The organism is Sphingopyxis sp. CR5 (assembly GCF_059693785.1).
The window spans coordinates 261,340-284,182 of record NZ_JCATIE010000006.1 but is presented as its reverse complement, the minus strand read 5'-3'; the positions used below and the strand labels follow the sequence as shown (position 1 = coordinate 284,182).

The window sequence follows — 22,843 nt, the reverse complement described above, 5'->3', positions numbered from 1 at the left end:
TTTACCGTTGACCGACGTCTGTTTTCTGGTTCCGGCCTATAATCCCGACCGCGCCGCGATGGACGATACATTGCGGTCGATCGCGACGCAGGGATTCGCCTGCCGAACCCTGATCGTCGACGACGGCTCGCGCGAACCCGTTGTGGTGTCAGACCGGCCTGGCGTGGAGGTCCTGCGCGTCGAGCCCAACGGCGGCATTACCAACGCCTTGCGCGCCGGGATCGAGCATATCCTCGCCGATCCGGACATCCGCTACGTCGCACGGCTCGACATCGGCGATTTCAATCGTCCGCAGCGCATCGAACAACAGCGTGCGTTCATGGAGGACCATCCCGATGTCGACCTGCTCGGCGGTCGGTCGGACGTCACGGACATGACGGGGCAATCGCTCTTCCGCTATGGCGTGTCGGACCCCGCGGCGCTGGCGCGATCCGTCTATCGCGCGACGCCGTTCATGCACTCGACCTTCTTCATCCGCTGTGATGCGCTGCGGCGGCTTGGCAATTACGACGCCGATTTCGTCATGGCGCAGGATTACGAGATGGCGCTCCGCTATCATCGCATGGGCGTGTTGCGCTGTCTCGACGACATTGTCATCGATTATGTCCGCGACCCCGCCGGCCTCAGCCTTCAGCGGCGCAAGACGTCGCTGCGCATGCGGATCAAGGCGCAGTGGACGCATCGCCAGCCGCTCAACCCGCACTGGGTTGCGGGCATGGTTCGATCGATGCTGCTCTATCTGATGCCGGCCGATCTCGCGACCTGGCTCGCGAAGCGGGCCGCCTCGTGAAATACGGCGGCGCTCGGGAAATTCTCGGCACCTATATTTTCTTCGGCATGCGGCTGGCGCTGCCACTGATCGCGCTGCCGCTCTTTTCGCATATCCTGTCGCCCGGCGACATGGGGGATCTGCTTGCGGCGCAATCGCTCGGCCTGCTCGGCTCGATCTTCATCCAATATGGCTTTCACCAGTCGGCCCCGCGCGAACTCAGCCTGACGTCGGACCTGGCCGAACACCGGCTGATCGCTTCGCGCGTGGTCCAGTGCCAGTTGGTGAACGGCTTGGTCGCTTCGCTCGTCATCGCACCGGTAATCGTCCACAGCAGCCGCTCCGATTCGGCTCTCGCTTTGGCTGTTTCGGCAGTTATCACCGCAATCGGCACCGGCCTTTCTCCCGCCTGGTATTTTCGCGGCACCACCCGAACCGCGCGCGGCATGGCGATCGATTTCGCGGGGCAGGGCGTTGCTGTCGTTCTTGTCCTGCTGTCGCTGCTGTTGCCTATGGGGGTCGGCACGATCGCCATCCTCTATGCAACGGGGCCGCTGCTGTCGTCGCTCGCCGGCCTGCTCGCCGCGGTGAAGGAGGTCGGCGGCCTGTCGCGCATCCCGCTTCGCGATACGCTGTCGCGACTCCGGTCCGGGCTGGACTTGTTTTACCTGCGCGCCTCCTCGTCCTTGCTGACGACGGGATCTGTCTGGCTTGTGTCGATCATGGCGTCGTCGGCACAGGCCGCCTATTTCGGCATCGCCAGCAAGCTGGTCGGCGCGGCGACGTCGCTGACCCAGCCCGTGATTTTTTCGGTGATGCCCCGCATTGCGAAAGCCGCCAGCGGTTCGACCGACGAGGCCTTGGTGCTGGTCCGGAAATATGGTGGGCTTTTGCTCGCGCAAGGCACGCTCTGCGCTCTCGCGCTTCAGATCGCCGCACCGCTCGTCATTTCCCTGCTTTTTTCGGACAGCATGGCCCCCGCGCAGGATTTCGTGCGTATCCTCGGCTGGATTTGCATTCCGATGGCGCTGCGGGAGACCCTTGGTGAATTGACCCTCGTTCCGTTCCATGCCGATCGCAAGGTTTCGCGGTCGATCATCTGGGGCGCCGGCCTCGGCCTTGTTGCGGCCATAGTGGCGATCCCGCAGACCGGCGCCTGGGGCATGGTCATTGCCCGCGGCGTAGCCGAAGCGGCGATGATTCTGCTGATGGCCTATGCTATCCGGTCGGAGATAGTTGTTAAGAGGTAATGCGAATGTCCGCGCGCGCCCGGATTGTGTCGGATATCGACGCCCAGCTCGACCGAAACCCGACCTTCATGCGGCGATTGGCCGTATTTGTCTTTCATCCCGGTTTTCACGTCGTTTTCCGGGCGAGGCTGGCGAGGCGGTGTATGCGTATCGTGCCGCTCTGGCCGTTGGGAAAGCTGCTCTGGTATCTGAATGTCGTGTTGAACGGCTGCTACATCTCGCCCCGGGCGACCATCGGCTCGGGGCTCCGGCTGCCGCACGCTACGGGTATCGTGATCGGCGACGGATCGGTTATCGGCCGCGACGTGACTATCTACCAGAATGTTACGCTTGGTCGAAAAAATGCTAGGGACGACGCCTATCCGGCCGTTGATGACGAATGCATAATTTATGCTGGCGCCGTCGTGGTCGGCGGGGTCATTTTGGGGCATGGAAGCGTGGTGGGAGCCAATTCGGTCGTTCTGGAATCGATGCCCGATGGATCGGTCGCGAGAGCGCCGTTGTCGGAAGTTCAATCGCGCAAAATATCGTAACCCGATTCTGTTATCCAGCTAGGCACAATAATGTCGTTTATTCTATCCTGGACAATGTTACTAATTGTCAACCTTGTTGGATTCAGGTTGCTGTCTCGCCGAATTGGCGATTCATTTTTCCTTTATTATTTAATTTTCGGGATGGTGTACATATTCCGTCCCGCAGCAATATTTCTGGGTTTAGATGTTCCCTTTCCAGAAAAGTTCTTTTTTTCCGGGGTGGGTGATGCTCAAATATATATTAATATACTTACGATATTGTGGAGTATATTTTTCATTATTGGATCGCTGGGTCGCAAGGGAGTTCTGCCACCTCAGCTTTTTCCGAAAATAAAGAGCATATATAACCCACGGTTGTATGTGATACTCTTATTTCCCGTTATGGCTATTTATCTCGGAGTTATAGCCTATTTGATATCTATATATGGTTCAAACATCCAGGAATTGACGCGGGCTACCAGAATTGATGGCGCTCTGGCTGGGTTTTCTTTTATCCAACATATCCCGACCACCGTATCATACCTGATAATGACGCTTGTCTTCTACATGTCGCATACAAAATACAAGGATCGGAAAAACATAAATCTCATTATAATTCCGATAGCTTTGGCGATTTCGGTCAGCTCGCTTATTTTTGGTGGGCGATCGTCATTTATCTATTTTGTCGTATATTCCGTTCTAGGATACAGAATATTCATTTCGAAAATCAGCACCGTAAAAATCGTGTCCTTGGGGCTCGTGGTGGTCTTTCTGATCGTGCAGCTCAAGGAAGTGCGCAACTCGCTATGGTACAGCGAGTATAGCTGGTATCAGCGCGAGCAGGCGCAAGATGATGGTGTCGTTCGGACGATTTCCGACGCGGCCAATCTGGATTCATACGATAAATTCATATTGCTGTTGGAAAGGAAGCCGCCAACGAAATATGGTGCGGGTTTCGTGGATTCCGTGATCGCCATCGTGCCTCGATCGGTTTGGCCCGACAAGCCCGACGATCTCTATATGAACTACGAATTCCATAATTTGTTCGAGCCGGCTGTTACCGGCTGGCCGTTGAAGTCCGTTGGCGAGTGGTACTGGAATTTCGCAATCTATGGAATGATTCTTGGCGGACTTGTCTCGGGTCTGATTTTTCGGTCGATACAATTTCGATGCAGAGACTTTACGACGAATCCGTTCAGTTTTCTTTTCTTGTTTATTATGTCGGTGGAAGTTTTTCAGGTGGGATATAACGCCGTTGCGCCGATTATATACATCTACAAGATCGTCCCGATCTATCTGTTCGTGATGATGGTAAAGGCACTGCACAGCTGGGGACTGCGGAACAGGGTGGCCCGCGCCAATATGTGATGCAATCCGCCCTTGGGGTCAGGCCAGCTGAGCCGGATCAGGCGTGATCTGGTTTCCTGCGCTTGATGAAATGCGAAAGAAAGCGCGTCACGGGCACCTCGATCATCAGGTAGGATAGCCGCGCCGCGATCAACGAAGCGATCACCGCCAGGGCGATAAAGACGAGCGGCTGTTCCATGCTTCCGCCGTGGAGCTTCATCCAGACCGCCTTGACGATCCCGAGCGCGAAGGGGTGGCACAGGTAGAGGCTGTACGAGCTGTCACCGACATATTTGCCGAATGCCGTGATGTGCCGGAAAAAATGTTCGGGCACGAACAGGATGAAGGCGGTGGAGATGAAGGCCGCGGGAATGCCCAGATGCAGCGCGCGGATGTCCGAAAAGGACAATAGCGCGAGATAGGCGGGCACCATTGCGGCGAGCAGGAGCCAGAAAATCCATGCGCGGGCCTCGACCTTGCCGGTCAGGAAGATCATTCCCAGCACCGCCCCGAACAGGAATTCCAGGATGATGCTGTTCCCCCAAAAGGCCCAGGGTCCCGCACCATAGGCCCCCCCGACCACCAGCGACGCGACGATCAGGACGGAGAGGGCGAGGAAGCATGCCCGCGGCGTCTTTGCGAGCAGGGCCAGCGCGAATAGGAGATAGAAGAACATCTCGTAATTCAGCGTCCACCCCAGCGCGAGGACCGGCGTGAATTCCCCGATCGTGTTTCGATAGGGGAAGAAAAGGAAGGAACTGACGACCATTCCCGTGTCGATGCTGCTGTTGTTGAGCAGCGACGGCACGAGCAGGATCGCCGCCAGCATCGCCACGGTGTAGAACCAGTAAAGCGGCACGATGCGGATGAAGCGGCGTTGCAGGAAATAGGCGGGTGCGGACGGCGTTCCGGCGGTCGACAGGCTCGTGAAGACCATAATGAAGCCGCTAACGATGAAGAAGATATCGACGCCGATCCCGAAATCGAACGGCAAACCGGGGAAATGATCGCGCGCCTGCTGCACCTCGGTGACCGCATGGCCGAGCGTGACCACCAGCGCGGCAATTCCGCGCAGCGCCTGGATCGCGATCAGATGCGGTCTGGGTTTCTCTGCCTGCTCCATGTCAGCGGCTGGGCCCTGCATCGCCGAGGATGTCGCGGAGCGCCTTCATCGTTTCGCGCCGGAACCGTTCGGGGCCATAGCGTTTTTCGTAAAGCGCCCGCGCGGCGGGGCGCATGGCGGCGAGGCGCGCGGCGTCGACCGAGCCCAGAGCCTCCGCGAAACGCTCGACCGAAAGCGGCAGGACAAAGCCGCTGCGTCCGTCCTCGACCAATTGTTCCATGCCGCTGCGGTTCGACAGCATGACCGGCGTTCCGGCGCGCAAGGCTTCGATCAGCACCATCGGCAATCCCTCCCATCGTGACGGCATGACGACCAGGTCGGCATGGCGATAATAGGCGGCGATCCGCTGCGGCGGAACCCAGTCGTGGAAATGGGTGCGCGGCGGCGCGACGGGCCCCGCCCGGCCGCCATCGACGACCCCCGCGCCGACGACGTGAAGGTAAAGATCGGGATTGCGCTTCACCGCCTCGGCAAAGGCATCGAGCAGCAGGTCGAGCCCCTTCTGCCGGTCGAACCGGCCCACGAACAGCAGGTTCAGGCGCTTTGTTTCGCCCGCATCATAGGGCGAAACGTCGGCGGCGCCCGCCGGCAGGTCGGGGAGGGCGTTCTCGACCACGATATGGCGGCCGCGATAGCCGCTCGTCTCGGCGATCGCGCGGTCGTTATGCGCGATGTTGACGACCATGTCGGACAGGCCGACGAGCCGCCCCTCGACCGCCGCGACCAGCCTGCGTTTGAAAGGCTGCTCGGAGTAAGGCACCTGCCCCCAGCAGTGCGGGCAATAGACATATTTCCCCGGCACGCGATGCAGTCGCAGCCACGCCATCGCGATCAACGAGAAGGAGGATTGAAAGAATAATATATCGGGCTTTTCGGCGCGCGCCATCCGCAGTGCGGCGCGGCACAGGGCGGCAACGGTTCCCGCGCCACGTCCCTGGGCTGGAAAGGTCTCGATACGCCCGGCGACGGTCAACTGGTCCGCATGATGCTCGGGCACGAGGAAGATATTGTCCGTTTCGCCGCCGCATAGGGTGTCGAACGTGTTGAGATAGGTCGCGACGCCACCCTTGATGGTCTCGCAGATATGCAGGATTTTCATTATGGTATCGCGTGTCCGGGCGGAGTGAGGTGCAGGAGAGGGCGCGGAGAACTATGCTCTTCCGTGCCCTTTTCGCTCAAAAGGCGTTTTTGTGAAACAGCACCCTGGCGGTCTGGAGCAGGATCTTGATGTCGGAGGTCAGCGACCATTCGGAAACATACTCCAGGTCGGCGTTCAGCCGGTCGCGCAACTGCTGTTCGTGGAAGGTATTGCCGCGGTGCCCCCGAACCTGGGCGAGACCGGTTATGCCGGGCTTCACGACATGGCGATGCCAATAGCTGGAATCGACTTCCCAATAGAGCGACTTGCCCGCGAGGGCGAGCTCGGCGTGGGGCCGCGGACCGACGAGGCTCATGTCGCCGAACAGGACGTTCAGGAACTGGGGCAGTTCGTCGATGCTCGTCTTGCGGATGAATTCGCCCACGCGCGTGACACGCGGATCGTTTCGCTCGGTCAGCTTGGCGGCCCGTTCATCCTGCATGTCGACGCGCATCGAGCGGAATTTCAATATCTTGAACTTGCGGTTGCCCAGCCCGATGCGGTCCTGCTTGAAAAAGACGGGTCCGGGGCTGTCGAGTTTGATCGCGATCGCAACGACCGCGAGGATCGGAGCCAGAACCGGCAGTATCGCGAGCGTCACCGCGAGATCGAAGCTACGCTTGATCAACCTTTGCGACCAATCGAGCGGCCCGCTCGTCAGCACCAGGCTCGTCTGGCCCGACCGCTGCGCGATCGAGAGCGGCGCCAGCGCGTCGAGCTCGGGCATGACTATCTCGGTCGGAACATCGAGCGATTTGAGCATGAAGGCCCACTGGATGCGCTTTTCCGCAGAGCAATGGACGACCACGCTGTCCATTCCGCGCGCCAGATGACCGAGATTATCTACCATGGCCGGGTCGCCGGGATTGGGCAAAAGTCCAAAATCGCTGGCGGCGATCGATCCGTCGCCGCTTCTGATGCCGCGCGAGACGTCGTCGTAGATGCACAGGGTCGCAAAGGGGAACGCGCCGAGATAGCGACGAGAGAGGGATGCGAGGACGTTTCGCCACGCCACTAGCAGGCTGAAGCCGATAAGTGTCCCGATCCCGAACAGCAAACGCGAAAAATCCGCGCCGATCTTCAGGAAGAATGCCACGAGCAGGATCGACGATGCGGCAAACAGGAAGGCGGTTGCCGCGCGAGTCGCGCTCTTGAAATTTTCCAGCAGCGCGGTGACTTTGTGCGCGCGATTGTTGAGGCTGATCCCCGAATAGATCGGAAGCAGGATAACCAGGATCCGTACGACCTGGTCGTCGTCGAGATAGCCGTGACGCACAAGGCTTGCCGCGACGAACGCGAGGCTGATGCACAGCAGGTCGACGATCAGCGACCATGTGGCCAGCAACGCGCGCTTGCGCTTCTTGCCCGTCAGCAGGCTCAGCGTCCTCCTGCCTAATCTTGCAGGCAGCGGGTGCATGTCGGGACGCCTGGCGCCATCCATCTTGGGGGGCTTGGCACCGCCAAAGGAAGATTCGAAATTCATCTGGGCCTCACAATCTCACGTCGAACTCTGATCACCGGCACCAAAAGCCAGCAATTTTGCTTTCGTATATGTATGGGCGACCCTGCTATGTTGCACTGCACACTAGCCCGGATGCCCTGACGCGCAGGTATGCATTTGTCAACCTTGGCAAATTTCACCTGAGCCCCTCTAAGCCCGAAAAGCGGCCGCTGATACGCCGCGTCCAGAAACGCTTCTGCCGCGGGTTTGTTGCGGTGAACAGGCGCGCGCGCTCGTCTCGTCGCGTTGTCCCGCCGTATCGTCTCATGGGTCGCCGTTGACGGCATGGCGGTGTATTTCTAGAGCGAGGCAGGCTTGGTACGCGGTTTGACCGGGGCGGGCTGTTTCGGCATCCCTGCGGTGCGCAGCTCAATCTGTGGTATTGAAAGAGATATTTCGGTCATGGCAACTGGTCACGGCGCTGCCGGTCGACAGATATTCGCGAGCAGGGTTACGGAAATCCTGCTTTACCTGTTGCTGCTCTCCGCCCTGTTGCTGGGCGGCGGGCACATCGGGGCAAATGCGCGCATTTTTCTGTTGTGCCTGATCGGATCGCTGCTGGTTGCGACGACCGTTGTGGCGGGGGCCGGCCCCGCTCTCGCCAGATTGCCGCTATTGCTTCGAATCGGGTTGATCCTCGTGCCGCTGGTGCCTCTCGCGCAGTTGATCCCCTTGCCCCCGGCGGTGTGGAGCGCGCTTCCGGGTCGCGATACGCCGGCTTCGGTTTTCGAGCTCGTGGGAGCTTCAGGCCAATGGCACCCGCTCACGCTGACCCCCCGCAACACGCTCTTCGCACTGCTCATGCTGCTGCCGCCCTATGCCGCCTTCATTGCGGCAACGACATTGGACGCGCGGTCCCGCACGCGGTGCATCTTCATCTTTCTGGCCGTGGCGGCGCTATCCGTTGCGGTCGGCATCGTCCAGGTGGCGACGCGGGGCGCCGTGCTCGATTTCTTCGCCAGCGGGCATCGCGGCAATTTGATCGGGTTTTTCGCCAACCGCAATCATCAGGGCCTGATGCTCGCGGTTTCCGCATGTTTCGCCATCGCGGTCATTCACCGCTATGTCCGCCCCTGGCAGGCGGCGGCGTCCTGGTCGGCCATCTTGGCCGTGACGTTTCTTGCGGTGGTCGTTGGAACGACCTCGCGCGCGGCCCTCGGCCTCACGGTGGTCAGCCTGGCCCTGATCAGCTACGTGCATTTTTTCAGCGGGCTCGGCCGCAAGCGACCTTGGCTGCCGATCGGTCTCGTGGTCGCGACGATCGTCGTCGTCTACTTCCTCAGTTACAGCAGTGTCGTCGATCAGGCGCTTGCCCGTTTCAACGATGTGAAGGACGACGGCCGCTGGGAGATATGGCAGGCGAGCTGGCCGCTGGTCACGCAATATTTCCCCTGGGGCAGCGGGATGGGGAGTTTCGTGCCATCCTATGCCGCGATCGAGCAGATCGACAGTCTGCGGCCAAGCTATATCAACCGCGCGCATAACGAGTATCTCGAGATATTGATCGAGGCGGGCATTCCCGGGCTGATCGCGCTCGGGACCTTCGTCCTGGCGATCGGCGTCCGCGCGGTCGCGATGCTCACTGGCAGGCGGGCGCTGCCTCCGTTCGGTGCGGCCGCCATGATATCGCTGCTGGTGATCGGGGCGCACTCGGTCGTCGATTATCCGCTGCGGACCCAGGCAATCGCGGTGCTGTTCGCCGTGATCCTCGCGGTCTTTTTTGCCGACCCGGTGGAAAAGGTCCGGTTGCGGACACGTGCCGGTCGTCACGAAGGGGCCGATCAATGATGCGTATCGGATCGGCGATAGCGATTTTCGCGGCGCTTTTGGGGCTGACCATTTTTGCGTTCGCGCAGCAGGCCGCTGAGCGCATTCGGGGCGAGCCTTCGTGGGAATTGTTGAGCGCGGCCGATGCGCGGGCCACTCCGGAGGTCTCCGCCAAATTGCGGCGCCTGCTCGCCCGGCAACCGCTGGACCAGGCCAAGCTGAATCTGCTTTTTGCGACCGAGGCGAAGGGCGATCTGGCGGCCGCACGGCGGCAATCGTTCACAAAAACGCTGAACGAGCTGGGGTGGCGCGACACGCCGACCCAGCAGAATCTGATCGTCGAAGCGGCCCGGACGAACGATCCGAATGCGGCGATTCTTCATATCGATGCGCTGCTGCGGCGCGGGAAGCTCACCGACGATATCCTGCCGGTTCTGCTCCAGATCGAGGCGGTCCCGCAGGCGACGGCGTTGCTTGCCGGCCGGCTGGAGAAGCATCCGCACTGGCGAGTGAAATATCTTCATTTCATTGCAAAGGCGCAAAATCCGACCAGCGTGGCGGCGCGGGTGCGCTTGTTGAACCGGATGCTCGACGATGGCGACCAGCTGAGTCACGCCGAATTGAAGCCGTCGCTCGATGCGATGGTTCGGCAAGGCTTGCGCAAGGAGGCGCTGGGCATTGCCATGCGCGCCAATGGCAGCCGTGCGGACGGAGAACTGGTCTATGATCCCGACTTTTCCAAATTTGTGGCGCTGCCCGCACGCGACCGCGAGAATCCCTTGCCCTTCGAATGGGACGCGCGCAGCCAGCCGGGGGCGTCGGCCCAGATCGTCGGACAGGGGCAGGGCGGGCAACTGCGCGTCCGCTGGAATGGCAATGGGGCGCCCATTGTTGCGCGTACGATGACGCTCGTCCAGGCGGATCAGGTGCCCGATCTCAAGGTTGCCGTCGACAGCCTCGATGCCGCGAGCAGCCTCGACGAATTCCGGTTCGAGCTGATTTGCCGAGGCCAGCGCCCGGTTACGTTCCGCATGGATGATGGTCGGATTTCGAACAATGTCGCAACCTATCGTGCGGATGGACCTGCACCGTGCGACTACCCCGACCTCGTCATGCGCGGCTACCCACAGGGCCGCAATGCGTCGGCCGAAATCACGATCGAGGCGCTCCGGCTGGTGACGCCGGAACGGAGCGGGGGATAGGGCGCTGGATGGCGACAGGGCGGGATAGCGTCCCGGGGCAGGGCGACTTGTCATCAGGCGCCACGAGCCCGACATAGATGCCAGGATACGCACCGATGACCTTTGCCTTCGAAAACAGCTTCCATGCCGCGATGGAAGGATTCTATGCGCCCGCCGAGGCGGCGCCTCCGCCTGCGCCGAGGTTGCTCGCCTTCAACCACCCCCTCGCGCAGCGCCTGGGCCTCGACCTCGACGCGGGCGACGCAGACATCGCCCGCCTCTTGTCCGGCGCCGACCTGCCGGAAGGCGCGGCCCCGCTCGCGCAGGCCTACGCCGGCCACCAGTTCGGGCATTTCTCCCCGCAGCTCGGCGACGGCCGCGCCCTGCTGCTCGGCGAAGTGGTCGCTCCGGACGGCGCGCGGTTCGATATCCAGCTCAAGGGGTCGGGGCCCACGCCCTTTTCCCGCAACGGCGACGGCAAGGCGGCGATCGGCCCGGTGCTGCGCGAATATCTGGTGTCCGATGCGATGGCGGCGATGGGCGTTCCCACGACCCGCTCGCTCGCCGCGGTCGCGACCGGCGAGCGTGTGCAGCGCGAGCGGGCCCACCCGGGTGCGGTCCTGACGCGCGTGGCGAGCAGCCATATCCGCGTCGGCACCTTCCAGTTCTTCGCCGCCCATTTCGGGGCCGACCATCTGAAGCGGCTCTCCGACTATTCGGTCGCGCGTCATTTTCCCGAACTCGCCGACGCCGGCAACCCGCCGCTTGCGCTGCTGGAAAAGGTCATCGACCTGCAATGCGAGCTTGTCGCGCACTGGCTCGCCGTCGGCTTCGTCCACGGCGTGATGAACACCGACAATGTCGCGATCAGCGGCGAGACGATCGACTATGGCCCCTGCGCCTTCATTGACCGCTTCGCCGCGGATACGGTGTTCAGTTCGATCGATGCGAACGGTCGCTATGCCTACGGGCGCCAGCCGCAGATGATGCACTGGAACATGGCACGCTTCGCCGAAGCCCTGCTGCCGGCAATCCATGCCGTCGACGAGAGCGGGGTCGAGGAAGCGAAGGCGATCGTCGCGCGTATTCCCGATCTCTTCCGCGCCGCCTGGCTGGTGCGGATGCGCGCCAAGCTGGGGTTCGCGCACGAACGCGAAGGCGAGGGCGAGCTGATCGATGCGTTGTTCGCCGAGCTTGAACGGCATGGCGTCGATTTCACCGGCTTCTTCCGGGCTCTCGCCGCGCTGCTGCGCGGTGACGGCGATCCGCTCGCGGCGCTGCTGCCCGGTCCCGACGTGATGGCACCGTGGATTGCCGACTGGTGGCGCGCGATCGAGAGCGAGGGCGCCGATCCGATTGCGCGCGCGGCTGCGATGGATGCCGTGAACCCGCTGTATATTCCGCGCAACCACATGGTCGAAACCGCTCTCGGCGATGCCGAAGGCGGCGACATGGCGGCGTGGTCCGCGCTGCTCGAAGCGGTGCAACAGCCTTATGTGGAAAGAGCAGGGCTTGAAGCCTATGCCTGTCCCGCGCCGTCCGATTTCGGGCCCTATACGACCTATTGCGGAACCTAAACGGGGCGCCGGTGCTCGAGGCGTGTTGAGCGGCTCGGTTGAGCTTGCTAGGGGACGGCGGCTCCACAATTGACAGGATACAGACATTGCCCGACTCTCCCGCGCAAACGAGTTCCGGCCGCAAGATCGCGGTCGTCGGTACCGGCTATGTCGGCATTTCCAATGCGGTCCTGCTCGCGCAGCACAACCGGGTCGTCGCGCTCGATATCGATCCGCAGAAGGTCGAACTGCTCAACAACAGGACATCGCCCATCTCCGATCCGGAGATCGAGGAGTATCTCGCGAACAAGCCGCTTGATTTGACGGCCACCACCGACAAGTCCCTGGCCTATGACGGCACCGAGTTCGTGATCGTCGCGACGCCGACCGACTATGACCCCGATACCAACTATTTCAACACCACCACGGTCGAGGCGGTGATTTCTGATGCGCTGGCCATGGCCCCGGGGGCGTTGATCGTCGTCAAATCGACCGTGCCCGTAGGCTTCACCGAGCGGATGCGCGCCGAAACGGGCAGCGATACCATCGTGTTTTCTCCGGAATTCCTGCGCGAGGGCAGGGCGCTCTACGACAATCTTCATCCCTCGCGGATCATCGTGGGCGACACGCATCCGCGCGCAGCGGAATTCGCCGGGCTGCTGCTCGATGCGTCGCTCAAGCCCGACGCGGACGTCCTGCAGACGGGCAATACCGAGGCCGAGGCCATCAAGCTTTTCGCCAACACCTATCTCGCGATGCGGGTCGCCTTCTTCAACGAGCTCGACAGCTATGCCTCGCACCACGGCATCGATCCGCGCCAGGTTATCGAGGGAGTATGCCTCGACCCGCGGATCGGGTCCTTCTACAACAATCCGTCCTTCGGCTACGGCGGCTATTGCCTGCCCAAGGATACGAAACAGATGCTGGCCAATTACAAGGATGTCCCGCAGAACCTGATCCAGGCGATCGTATCCTCCAACACCACGCGCAAGGATTTCATCGCGGGTGAGGTCATCAAGCGGTCTCCGCGCGTCGTCGGCATCCACCGGCTCGCGATGAAGGCGGGGTCGGACAATTTTCGTGCAAGCAGCATCCTCGGCATCATGAAACGGGTCAAGGCCAAGGGGATCGAGGTCATCGTCCACGAGCCCCTGCTTAAGGAGGACCTCTTCTTCAATTCGCGCGTCGTGCCCGATCTGGACGCGTTCAAGCGCGAAGCCGACGTCATCATCGCCAACCGCGTCACCGATGACCTCGCCGATGTGGCGGACAAGGTCTATAGCCGCGACCTGTTCGGCGCCGATAGCTGACGCTTTCGGCGGGTTTTCGCGGCGTTCGGTTGACCGCAAAGGCGAGAGAATGATGTTGCGCTGCCGCTGCGGGCAGGTCACAAGGGCCGCACGGCAGAGACTTGATGCGATATATTGAAAAACCTTGGTTATTTTTCGGCTGCACGCGCTCCGTCGCGCGGGCGCTCCTTGCCCTGTCGGTGTCTTCGGTCGCGCTGTCTGCCCCGGCCATGGCGCAGCGGGCCGCGCCGCAATCCGAAGCGGAAAAGGCCGGTGCGCGCGGTCCGGGCGAAACTGCCGAACAATCCCGGGACGGCGACGAACCGGATCGCGACGAATCCGGCGCCATTGGCGCGCCCACACCCCCGCCGCCCGATGCCCCGCTTCCCGAAGTCGCACCGATCATCGGCGACGACGAGTTCGACGATGCGGTGCCCCCGATCGGTGCCGACGACGATCCGGAACTCGACCGCCCGCTCGAATCGATAGCCGATTTCGAACGCCGCCAGGCCGACGAGGCGAAGGCGGAGCGAGAGACGGCGTCCGGTGCGGGCAAGGACGCGGCCGCCGCGCCCGTGGGCGCCGCCGCGCCCGTGCCCGAACTGGCTGATGGCGATGCCGCCGAGGCAATCGGTGACGCACCGATCAGCGACCGCGAACTCGCAGCGCCGCTTCCCGCCCTGCAAGATTTCAATGTCGAGCCGGTGGAATTTGCCGAACCCGAAGAAGAAGGACGCGACCGCAGCGTCGAGTATAGCGTGCAGGTGACGGGGCTCGATGCGGTCGATCAATCCTCCGACATCGACCTCGACGATCTGTTCGAAGATCTTTCCGCGCTTCGCGATGGCGACGGCAAGGCGGACAATGTGGCGATGCTCCGGGCGCGGCTGGGCGCTGATGCCGAGTTGATGCAGCGGATCTTGTCGTCGGAAGGCTATTATGACGCGTCCATAGAGACGCGGATCGATCGCGCGCCGGTGGCCGGGGAAGATGACGCCGCCGAAACCGGCGAAGGGCGCCGGCGCCGCCGCGGCCCGTTGACGGCGGTCATCGCGGTCACGCCGGGGCAGCGTTATGCGTTCTCGTCGATCGACATCAAGGCCGATCCCACCGTACCGCCGCGGCTGATCGAGGATAATTTCCCGCTTGCCGTCGGTGAGCCGATCGTCGCCGAGCGCGTTCAGGGCGCGGAAGCGGCCATTGCGCTCAAGCTGCCCGAGGAAGGTTATCCTTTCGCCAAGGTGGGGCAGCGCGATATCCTGCTCGATGGAGCAACAGGGGAGGGCGCCTACACCCTTCCCGTAGACATAGGACCGCGTTCCCGGTTCGACGGATTTGAAACCAAAGGCGACCTGGCTTTCGATGCCGACCATGTCGGGATATTGTCGCGCTTCGAGCGCGGCGATCTGTACGATAGCCGGAAAGTCGACGATCTGCGCCAGGCCCTCGTCGCGACAGGGCTGTTTTCGAACGTCGCGGTCGAGCCCAAGCGCACCGGCGAAGACGCGGGCGACGGGACCGAATATGTCAGCGTCGACGTGACGCAGGATGCGGGACCGCCCCGCACGATAGCCGCGACCGCGGGTTATGGGACCGGACAGGGGATCCGCCTCGTCGGCAGCTGGACGCATCGCAACCTGTTCCCGCCGGAGGGCGCGCTGATCGTTCGCGGGGTCGCCGGGACGCAGGAACAGGGCCTGGGGGTCACGATGCGGCGATCGAATGCCGGCCAGCGCGACAAGACGTTCGAGCTGGTCGCCGAAGCGACGCGCAGCCGTTACGACGCCTATAACGCGCTGACCGGACGCGTTGGGGTACGCTGGGCTTATGATTCCACGCCTTTGTGGCAAAAGAAGTTCACCTATGCCTATGGCGCAGACCTGATCGCGACGCGCGAAGACGACTACGACTTTGCCACCGGCGAGCGCGTCAACGATTTCTACACCATCCTGGGTCTGACCGGACAGGTCGGGATGGACCGCACCGATAGCCTGCTGGATCCGACCAAGGGCTTTCGCCTGACGACGCTGATCCAGCCCGAAGGCTCGATGCGCGGCAGTTTTTCGCCCTATGTTCGCACGCGCATCGACGCGAGCGGCTATTATCCTGTTACGGACAATATCGTGCTCGCGGGGCGTGTCCGCGTAGCGTCGATCCTCGGCGCGGCGCGCGAGCGGCTTGCGCCATCGCGGCGCTTCTACGCCGGCGGCGGCGGTTCGGTGCGCGGATTCGGCTATCAGGAACTTGGCCCCAAGGATCCGAACAACGATCCCATCGGCGGGCGCAGCGTCAACGAAGCCGCGGTCGAGGCGCGGTATCGGTTCGGCAATTTCGGCGTCGTCGGCTTCGTCGATGCCGGGCAGGTCTATCGCGGCTCGACGCCGACCTTTTCCAACCTGCGTTTCGGTGCGGGTGTCGGTGCGCGTTACTACACGAACTTCGGCCCGATGCGGTTCGACATCGCGACGCCGATCGATCGCCAGCCGGGCGAGTCGAAGATCAGCGTCTATGTCTCGATCGGCCAGGCGTTCTGATGGCCGTCGAAACGCACCCGGAAACGGCGCCCAAGACGCGAGAGGCGGGCGGCAAGCCCTGGCCGCGCCGCCTGGCGCGCTGGACGGGAATCGCACTGCTGGGCACGATCGCGCTCGTCGCGCTGTTCCTGATCGGCCTGAACAGCGACGCTGGGCGCCGCTTCGTCGTAACCCAGATCGAAAAATATGACTTCGAAAACGGGATGAAGATCGGCATCGGCCGCCTCGATGGCTCGCTCTATGGCGAGATGGTCATCCGCGACCTTTCGATATCGGATCCGAAGGGGCGTTTTGTCACCTCGCCAGAGGTCAAGGTCGACTGGCGCCCATTCGCCTTCCTCGCCAATCACGTCGACATCCGCTCGGCGACCGCCCGGACGATGACCGTCGAACGCCTCCCCGCGTTCAAGGACGTGCCCGACACGGGCGAACCTCTGCTCCCCGATATCGATATCGATATCGGCAAGCTGCAGGTCGACCGGATCATATTCGAACCGGCGGTCGCGGGCGAGCGGCAGGAAGCGCGGCTGTCCGGCAAGGTCGCGATCGCCGACCGGCGTGCGCAGGTCATCGCCGAAGCCGAAACGATCGGCGCGAATGCGAAGGGTGACGCGGTTCGGCTCCTCCTCGATGCCGTCCCCGAAAAGAACCGGCTCGCGATGACGCTCGACCTTCGCGCGCCGCAAGGCGGCGTCCTCGCGGCAATGGGCGGGTTCGACGAACCGCTCACCGCCAGGCTCGACGGCCGCGGCGACTGGACGAAATGGGACGGGACGCTCATCGCGGACCTCGGTGCCAAACCCCTTGCACGCATCGGCCTCGCCGCCCGCGACGGGACATTCGCGGTCAAGGGACGGACAGAGCTTTCACGCTTGTTCGAGGGATCGGCTGCGGCGCTGCTCGGCCCCCGCACCGATATCGACCTGACGGCGAAACTCGCCGAGCGCAGCGCGGCGCTGGACGGCGGGGTGTCGTCGGACGCGTTCCGTCTCGACGTCGGGGGCGGACTCGACCTGGCGAACAATCGCTACAATGGGCTCGACCTGGCATTCCAACTGCTGCGGCCCGGTGCGATCGCGCCCGGAATGCGGGGCAATGGCGTGCGTGCCACCGCCCGGCTCGACGGAGCCTTTGCGACGCCGACGATCGAGTATCAGGCCAGAGCGAATGCGCTTGGCGTGAACGACATCCTCGTCGAAGCGTTGAGCCTCGCTGGCAAGGCGCGGGTCGATGCCGATCAAATCGTGATTCCGGTCGAAGGACGAGCGGCGCGAATCCGGGGGCTCGATACGGTTGCCGGTGGACAGCTGAGCCGGGTTCGTCTCGATGGCGACCTCGCCTATAGTGCGGGACGGTTGCTCAGCGACAATCTGCGGCTGCGCTCGCCGCGGATCGACGCGAAGGCGATCGTCGTCGCCGATTTGAACAAGGGCTTCTATACCGGCGCGATCGACGGGCGGGTCAACAATTACCGCATCGAAAGCGTCGGGGTGTTCAATATCGACACCGACATGGACCTGAAAACCGCCCCGCGCGGCGGGTTCGAGATTGCCGGCAACGTGCGCGCGCGGTCGACACAGCTGTTCAACACCGGCGTACGCAACCTGCTGGGCGGCAATGCCGTCACCACCGCGGCTGTCCGGTACGGAACCGACGGCATCGTACGATTCAGCAATCTGCGCCTGTCCGCGCCGTTACTGCACATCACCGGCGGGCAGGGGAGCTATGCGCCCGATGGCCGCATCCAGCTGGCGGCGCGAGCGCGTTCGGCGCAATATGGCCCGCTCGGCGTCGAGGTCGCGGGGACGATCAGCGATCCGCGCGCGGTGCTGCGCGCCGAGCGTCCGGGGCTCGGGATCGGCCTTGCCAATCTCGAGGCGCGGTTGACCGGCGCACCGAAAGGCTATCGCCTCGCCGCGACCGGCGACACCGATTACGGCCCGCTGTCCGCCGACGTGGTCCTGCTCACCGCGGCGGGTCCGTTGACGATCGACGTCGAGCGCGCCGACCTCTCCGGGATCGAAATGAAGGGGCGCCTCGTGCAGAGCGAAGCCGGCCCCTTCACCGGTCGCCTCGATGCGTCGGGGCAGGGGCTGGGCGGCCTCGTCCGCCTGAGCGCGGATGGGCAATATCAGGCGGCGGCCATCAATGTGCGCGCCAATAATATGACCCTGCCCGGGCCAGCCGGCCTGACCGTCGGTTCGGCGGTGGTCGACGCCGACGTCACCCTCTACGATCAGCCGCGCGTGGTGGCCGATATCCAGCTCGCCGATACCCGGCTTCGCGAAATCGACATAGCGGTCGGGCGCGTGAAGGTCGACTATGCCGGCGGCAAGGGGCGCGCGCAGGCGCTTGTCGAGGGGACGAGCGGTGTCCCGTTCCGCATCGCGGCGAACGCCGACCTCGCCCCCGATCTCTGGCGCGCCTCGATCAAGGGACGCGCGACCGGGATTGCCTTCGAAACCAAGTCGCCCGCGCGCATCGTGCCTGGCGCCGACGGCTATGAGCTGTTGCCCACCACGATCGATCTCGGGCGGGGGAGCAGCGCACGAATTGCCGGGAAATACGGCGATGGCATCCTGTTGCAGAGCCGTCTCGACCGCGTAAACATGGCGCTGCTCAACGCCGTCTACCCCGACATGGGACTTGGTGGGCGCGCGACCGGCAGCCTCGATTTCGAGCAGGCAAGCGCCGACGCCTTCCCCCGCGCCGATGCGCGCCTGACCATCGACAATTTCACCCGCACGACGGCGGCGCAGGTGAGCGATCCCGTCGACATCAATTTCGCCGGCAAGCTGCTCGCCGACGGCGGCGAGGCGCGCGCCGTGATCCGCAAGCGCGGCAGCGTGATCGGACGGCTACAGGCTTCGTTGCGGCCGCTCGGCCCCGGGGCGGGCGCGTGGACCGAGCGGCTGCGCGCCGCTCCGCTCAGCGGCGGCATACGCTACAACGGTCCCGCCGAGACGCTGTCGTCCTTTGCCGGCATGCCCGACCAGCGAATTGCGGGCCCGGTTGCGGTGGCAGCGGATTTCAGTTGCAGCGTGGCCGATCCCTGTCTCGACGGTGTCGTGCGCGGGACAAAGCTCACCTATGAAAATGTCACCTACGGCACGCGCCTCACCGACATGAGCGTAAACGGGCGCTTCAGCGGCAATCGGCTCGAGATCGAGCAGTTGGACGCCACCGCGGGCGACGGTACCATCAAGGCGAACGGCTATGTCAGCCTTGCGCAGGCCGACGGATATCCGATGAGCCTGACCGCTACCCTCGACAATGCCCGGCTGGCGCGCAGCGACAATATCGCGGCGCGCGCGACCGGAACGCTCAAGCTCGAAAAGGTGAAGGGCGAAGCCGCATTGCTCTCGGGCGAATTGCGCCTTCCCGAAACCCGCTATCGTTATGTTCGCGAAGGCGCCGCGCAGGTGCCGACGCTGACCGGGGTCAGGCGCAAGCCGCCGACCGGACGACGCAGGATCAGCGGAGAAGGGCTGGCGGCGGTGGGCGGCAGCCTGTTCGACGCGCTGCGCCTCGATATTCGATTGCGGGCACCCGACGAGCTGTTCGTCAGCGGCATGGGGCTCGAGTCCGAATGGGAAGCCGACATCGCGCTCAAGGGCACGACGGAGGCTCCGCGCGTGACCGGCACGATCGACCTGGTCCGCGGGACGCTGGGTTTCGCGGGACGGTCCTTCGAGCTTGAGGAGGGCCGGATTACCTTCCCGACGGGCAATGCGTACGACCCGTCGATCCAGCTTGCCGCGACCGACACGATCGAGGACGTCGACGTCACGATCAATGTCGCCGGCCGTGCGCTCAATCCGCAGATTACCTTCTCCAGCACGCCGGGGCTCCCGCAGGATGAAATCGTCTCGCGGATATTGTTCGGCAGTTCGATCACGTCGCTCTCACCGCTGCAGGCGGTGCAACTTGCCTCGTCGCTCAATACGCTCAGCAGCGGCGGGGGCGGACTTAGCCCGCTCGGATCGCTGCGCTCGGCCACTGGCATCGACCGATTGCGTATCCTGGGTCCCGACGACACGCAGGGCCGCGGCACCGCGTTGGCCGCAGGGCAGTATATCTCCGACGATATCTATATCGAGGTCATTACCGACGCGCGCGGCTACACCGCGACCCAGCTCGAGATCAGCCTGAGCCGGGCGCTGTCCATCCTGAGCCAGGCGGGCGGGTCCGGGCAGTCGTCGCTGTCGGTCCGCTATCGCAAGGATTACTGAAGGTGCGGGGCGCCGCGCTGCTGCTCGCCGGCTTGCTGCTCGGCGCATGCCACGATGAGCCCGACTTCGATACGCGGTACGACAAGGCGGCGCAGGAAATCGACGCGCGCGCCAGGGCGCTGGACGCCGATGTGGCGGACACCGAGGCCGAAAAGCCCGACGCGCGGACGCCGGCGCCTCCCCCCAGCTGACGTGAGAGTGACACAGAATGCGGTGGCCTGATCGGGCCTTGCCAGCAAGGCTGCGCGCCGCTACCCCGCCAAAGTCATCTGGGGAGTAGCCAGCTGCCACCATCGTGGCGGGCCACCGTATCAACATACTCGGTCGAGAGGCCGTGGTACGGCGGGAGCGGGATCACCGTTCGGGCGAGACCAATGGCATCGCGTCTCCGTCCGGGCCGGGCGGCGGGCCCGGTGCTCGTTGGAATCGCAAGCCGCCCGGCCCCGGAGTTTGTTCATGGAAGCCCTGTTCACCTCGACCGCAATCGTCGCGCTCGCCGAGATTGGCGACAAAACCCAATTGCTGGCGATCTTGCTCGCGACGCGCTTCAGAAAGCCGGTGCCGATCATATTGGGCATATTTGCTGCAACGATCGCGAACCACGCCCTTGCCGCCCTGATCGGGGCGCAGGCTGCGGCTTTCCTCGACAGCCCGCTATTCCGCTACGTGATCGGCGCGTCGTTCATCGCGATGGCCGCCTGGACGCTGGTGCCGGACAAGCTCGACGAGGACGAGAGCCCCGCCCCCCGCTTCGGAGCTTTCCTGACGACGCTCGTCGCTTTCTTCCTGGTCGAAATGGGCGACAAGACGCAGGTCGCGACGATCGCGCTCGGCGCGCGCTTTCATGACGTCATCGCGGTGACCACCGGAACGACGATCGGCATGATGATCGCCAATGTCCCCGCGATTTTTCTGGGGCACGCGCTGCTCAAACGCATCGACCTCGCCAAAGTGCGCCTCGTCGCCGCAACGCTTTTTCTCGTGATCGGTCTGTGGGTGCTCGTGCAAACGGCGGGCTGGGCCGGTTGAGCGTAACGCATTGATAATGGCCTTCGGTCCGCCGCTCGAACGGTGAAGTCCATCGCAATCCGCCAGGACAAGGGGAACATTCGAACCGCTCGCCGGTCTGTGCCTGTGACCTGTGTCTGAACTGACAGGTCCGGTGCGATCGAGACGGCTTGCCTGCGGTCCGGTCGCTGAATGATCAGGAGATATTATGCGTAAGATTGCTATTCTGTCCGTTGTGACCGCAAGCGTCCTTGCCTCGCCGCTGGCAGTCGCGGCGCAGGACACCACGCCGCCGGCCCCTACCGAGGATCCGGCGCCCGCGCCTACCGATGAGCCCGCGCCGATGCCTTCGGACGAGCCGGCACCTCCCCCTTCGGAGGATCCGGCGCCGATGCCGGGTGAAGACCCGGCGCCGGCCTCGTCGGAAGACCCGGCTCCGGCGCCGACCGACGATCCGGCACCGGCTCCCGCCGACGAGCCGGCTCCGCCTCCGCAGAGCTGAGCACTCCCTTACGGGATGTGATTGGGGCGGCGGGATCTCCTGCCGCCCTTTTCATTCGTCGAGCACGCGGCCCTCGGGATCGTTCAGCTCTCGCTGTCGCTTCGCGCGTTGCGCATCGCCAGCGTTCTTTCGAACGTCCAGCTTGATCCGCACATATCGTCGAGGCCGCGCTTCGCCGTCCAGGCAAGTTCGTCGCTCGCGCGATCGGGGCTGGCGTAGCAGCTTGCAACGTCACCCGGCCGGCGAGGGGCGATACGATAGGGGATTTTGACCCCATTCACGCGCTCGAAGCTCGCCACCATGTCGAGCACCGAATAGCCTTCGCCGGTGCCCAGATTCCAGATGCCCAGCGACGTATCGCCCGCGGCGATGCAATCCAGCGCCGCAACATGGCCTTCGGCCAGGTCGACCACATGCACATAATCGCGCACGCCGGTTCCGTCGGGCGTGTCGTAATCGTCGCCGAACACAGAGAGTTGATCGAGGCGGCCTGCCGCGACGCGGCTGATGAACGGCATGAGGTTGTTCGGCACGCCGCTGGGGTTTTCGCCGATCAACCCGCTGTCGTGCGCCCCGACGGGATTGAAGTAGCGCAGCACCGCTATCCGCCATTCGGGGTCGGAGGCGGCGATATCCGCCAGCATCTCTTCGATCATCAATTTGGTCCGGCCATAGGGATTGGTGGCCGATGTCGGGTGCGATTCGTCGAGCGGCAGATATCGGGGTTCGCCATAGACGGTGGCGCTCGACGAAAAGACGAGCGTTTTGACGCCGCAGTCGCGCATGGCCTCGATCATCGACAATGTGCCGCGGACGTTGTTGTCATAATATTTTATGGGCTCCGCGACCGATTCGCCAACGGCTTTCAGGCCCGCGAAATGAATTACCGCCTCAACGCCGTGCTGCTCGATCGCGGCCCGCACGGCCTCGCGGTCGCGGATGTCTCCGACAACCAATGGAACCGACCGACCGGTGATCGTTTCGATGCGCTCGATCACGTCGGCCTGGCTGTTGGAAAGATTGTCAAAGCAGACGATGTCATGGCCGGCTGCGGCGAGCGCAACCGCGACGTGGCTGCCGATATAGCCGGCGCCACCGGTCAGGAGAGTCTTCAACGTTGCACCTCTTGCTCGT

The 22,843-nt window shown here is 63.4% G+C and carries 17 protein-coding genes; 13 read left to right on the top strand and 4 right to left on the bottom strand.

Annotated features, from left to right (window positions below; translation table 11 throughout):
• Positions 1 to 7: 7 nt before the first annotated feature.
• From AC58D2_RS11605 to AC58D2_RS11590, 4 genes are all read left to right on the top strand, one after another.
• Entirely contained in the window at positions 8 to 790 is a 783-nt protein-coding gene (locus AC58D2_RS11605; RefSeq protein WP_497390428.1) for a glycosyltransferase family 2 protein, read from the top strand.
• Complete coding sequence (locus tag AC58D2_RS11600) at positions 787 to 2,019, top strand: lipopolysaccharide biosynthesis protein (protein ID WP_497390426.1); 1,233 nt, start codon at positions 787 to 789, stop codon at positions 2,017 to 2,019. The genes AC58D2_RS11605 and AC58D2_RS11600 overlap by 4 nt, the downstream gene beginning before the upstream one ends.
• Positions 2,020 to 2,024: 5 nt before the next feature.
• Positions 2,025 to 2,552, top strand: coding sequence for a serine O-acetyltransferase (locus AC58D2_RS11595; protein ID WP_497390424.1), 528 nt, complete (start codon positions 2,025 to 2,027; stop codon positions 2,550 to 2,552).
• A gap of 723 nt (positions 2,553 to 3,275) precedes the next feature.
• On the top strand, positions 3,276 to 3,899 hold the full coding sequence (locus AC58D2_RS11590; RefSeq protein WP_497390422.1) for a hypothetical protein: 624 nt from the start codon (positions 3,276 to 3,278) through the stop codon (positions 3,897 to 3,899).
• Between the two features lie 37 nt (positions 3,900 to 3,936).
• On the opposite strand, the gene AC58D2_RS11585 is transcribed toward AC58D2_RS11590, so the two are convergent.
• The 3 genes from AC58D2_RS11585 to AC58D2_RS11575 all read right to left on the bottom strand — a co-directional run bounded on the left by AC58D2_RS11585 (position 3,937) and on the right by AC58D2_RS11575 (position 7,580).
• Entirely contained in the window at positions 3,937 to 5,022 is a 1,086-nt protein-coding gene (locus AC58D2_RS11585; protein WP_497390420.1) for an acyltransferase family protein, read from the bottom strand.
• A complete protein-coding gene (locus tag AC58D2_RS11580) occupies positions 5,003 to 6,100 on the bottom strand; it encodes a glycosyltransferase family 4 protein (protein WP_497390418.1) in 1,098 nt (365 codons plus the stop codon). Before AC58D2_RS11580 ends, AC58D2_RS11585 begins: the two co-directional genes overlap by 20 nt.
• A gap of 76 nt (positions 6,101 to 6,176) precedes the next feature.
• Complete coding sequence (locus AC58D2_RS11575) at positions 6,177 to 7,580, bottom strand: exopolysaccharide biosynthesis polyprenyl glycosylphosphotransferase (protein ID WP_497390416.1); 1,404 nt, start codon at positions 7,578 to 7,580, stop codon at positions 6,177 to 6,179.
• Between the two features lie 462 nt (positions 7,581 to 8,042).
• Between AC58D2_RS11575 and AC58D2_RS11570 the strand changes: the two genes are divergently transcribed.
• The 9 genes from AC58D2_RS11570 (at position 8,043) to AC58D2_RS11530 (ending at position 21,709) form a co-directional block, all read left to right on the top strand.
• Positions 8,043 to 9,428 carry an O-antigen ligase family protein gene (locus tag AC58D2_RS11570; protein WP_497390414.1) on the top strand — a complete coding sequence of 462 codons (1,386 nt, stop codon included), beginning with the start codon at positions 8,043 to 8,045 and terminating at the stop codon, positions 9,426 to 9,428.
• A complete protein-coding gene (locus AC58D2_RS11565) occupies positions 9,425 to 10,609 on the top strand; it encodes a hypothetical protein (RefSeq protein ID WP_497390412.1) in 1,185 nt (394 codons plus the stop codon). The genes AC58D2_RS11570 and AC58D2_RS11565 overlap by 4 nt, the downstream gene beginning before the upstream one ends.
• A 95-nt stretch (positions 10,610 to 10,704) precedes the next feature.
• Positions 10,705 to 12,165, top strand: a complete 1,461-nt coding sequence (locus AC58D2_RS11560; RefSeq protein WP_497390410.1) for a protein adenylyltransferase SelO — start codon at positions 10,705 to 10,707, stop codon at positions 12,163 to 12,165.
• 86 nt (positions 12,166 to 12,251) lie between these two features.
• A complete protein-coding gene (locus tag AC58D2_RS11555; protein ID WP_497390408.1) occupies positions 12,252 to 13,454 on the top strand; it encodes a nucleotide sugar dehydrogenase in 1,203 nt (400 codons plus the stop codon).
• Positions 13,455 to 13,663: 209 nt separating this feature from the next.
• The gene (locus AC58D2_RS11550; protein WP_497390406.1) at positions 13,664 to 15,967 is read left to right on the top strand and encodes an autotransporter assembly complex protein TamA; all 2,304 of its coding nucleotides are present in this window, start codon (positions 13,664 to 13,666) and stop codon (positions 15,965 to 15,967) included.
• Positions 15,967 to 20,199 carry a translocation/assembly module TamB domain-containing protein gene (locus tag AC58D2_RS11545; protein ID WP_497390404.1) on the top strand — a complete coding sequence of 1,411 codons (4,233 nt, stop codon included), beginning with the start codon at positions 15,967 to 15,969 and terminating at the stop codon, positions 20,197 to 20,199. Before AC58D2_RS11550 ends, AC58D2_RS11545 begins: the two co-directional genes overlap by 1 nt.
• Positions 20,200 to 20,201: 2 nt before the next feature.
• A complete protein-coding gene (locus tag AC58D2_RS11540) occupies positions 20,202 to 20,390 on the top strand; it encodes a hypothetical protein (protein ID WP_497390402.1) in 189 nt (62 codons plus the stop codon).
• A gap of 265 nt (positions 20,391 to 20,655) precedes the next feature.
• A complete protein-coding gene (locus tag AC58D2_RS11535; RefSeq protein ID WP_497390400.1) occupies positions 20,656 to 21,228 on the top strand; it encodes a TMEM165/GDT1 family protein in 573 nt (190 codons plus the stop codon).
• Between the two features lie 214 nt (positions 21,229 to 21,442).
• Complete coding sequence (locus AC58D2_RS11530) at positions 21,443 to 21,709, top strand: hypothetical protein (RefSeq protein ID WP_497390398.1); 267 nt, start codon at positions 21,443 to 21,445, stop codon at positions 21,707 to 21,709.
• 83 nt (positions 21,710 to 21,792) lie between these two features.
• On the opposite strand, the gene galE is transcribed toward AC58D2_RS11530, so the two are convergent.
• Entirely contained in the window at positions 21,793 to 22,824 is a 1,032-nt protein-coding gene (gene galE, locus AC58D2_RS11525; protein ID WP_497390396.1) for a UDP-glucose 4-epimerase GalE, read from the bottom strand.
• Between the last annotated feature and the right edge of the window lie 19 nt (positions 22,825 to 22,843).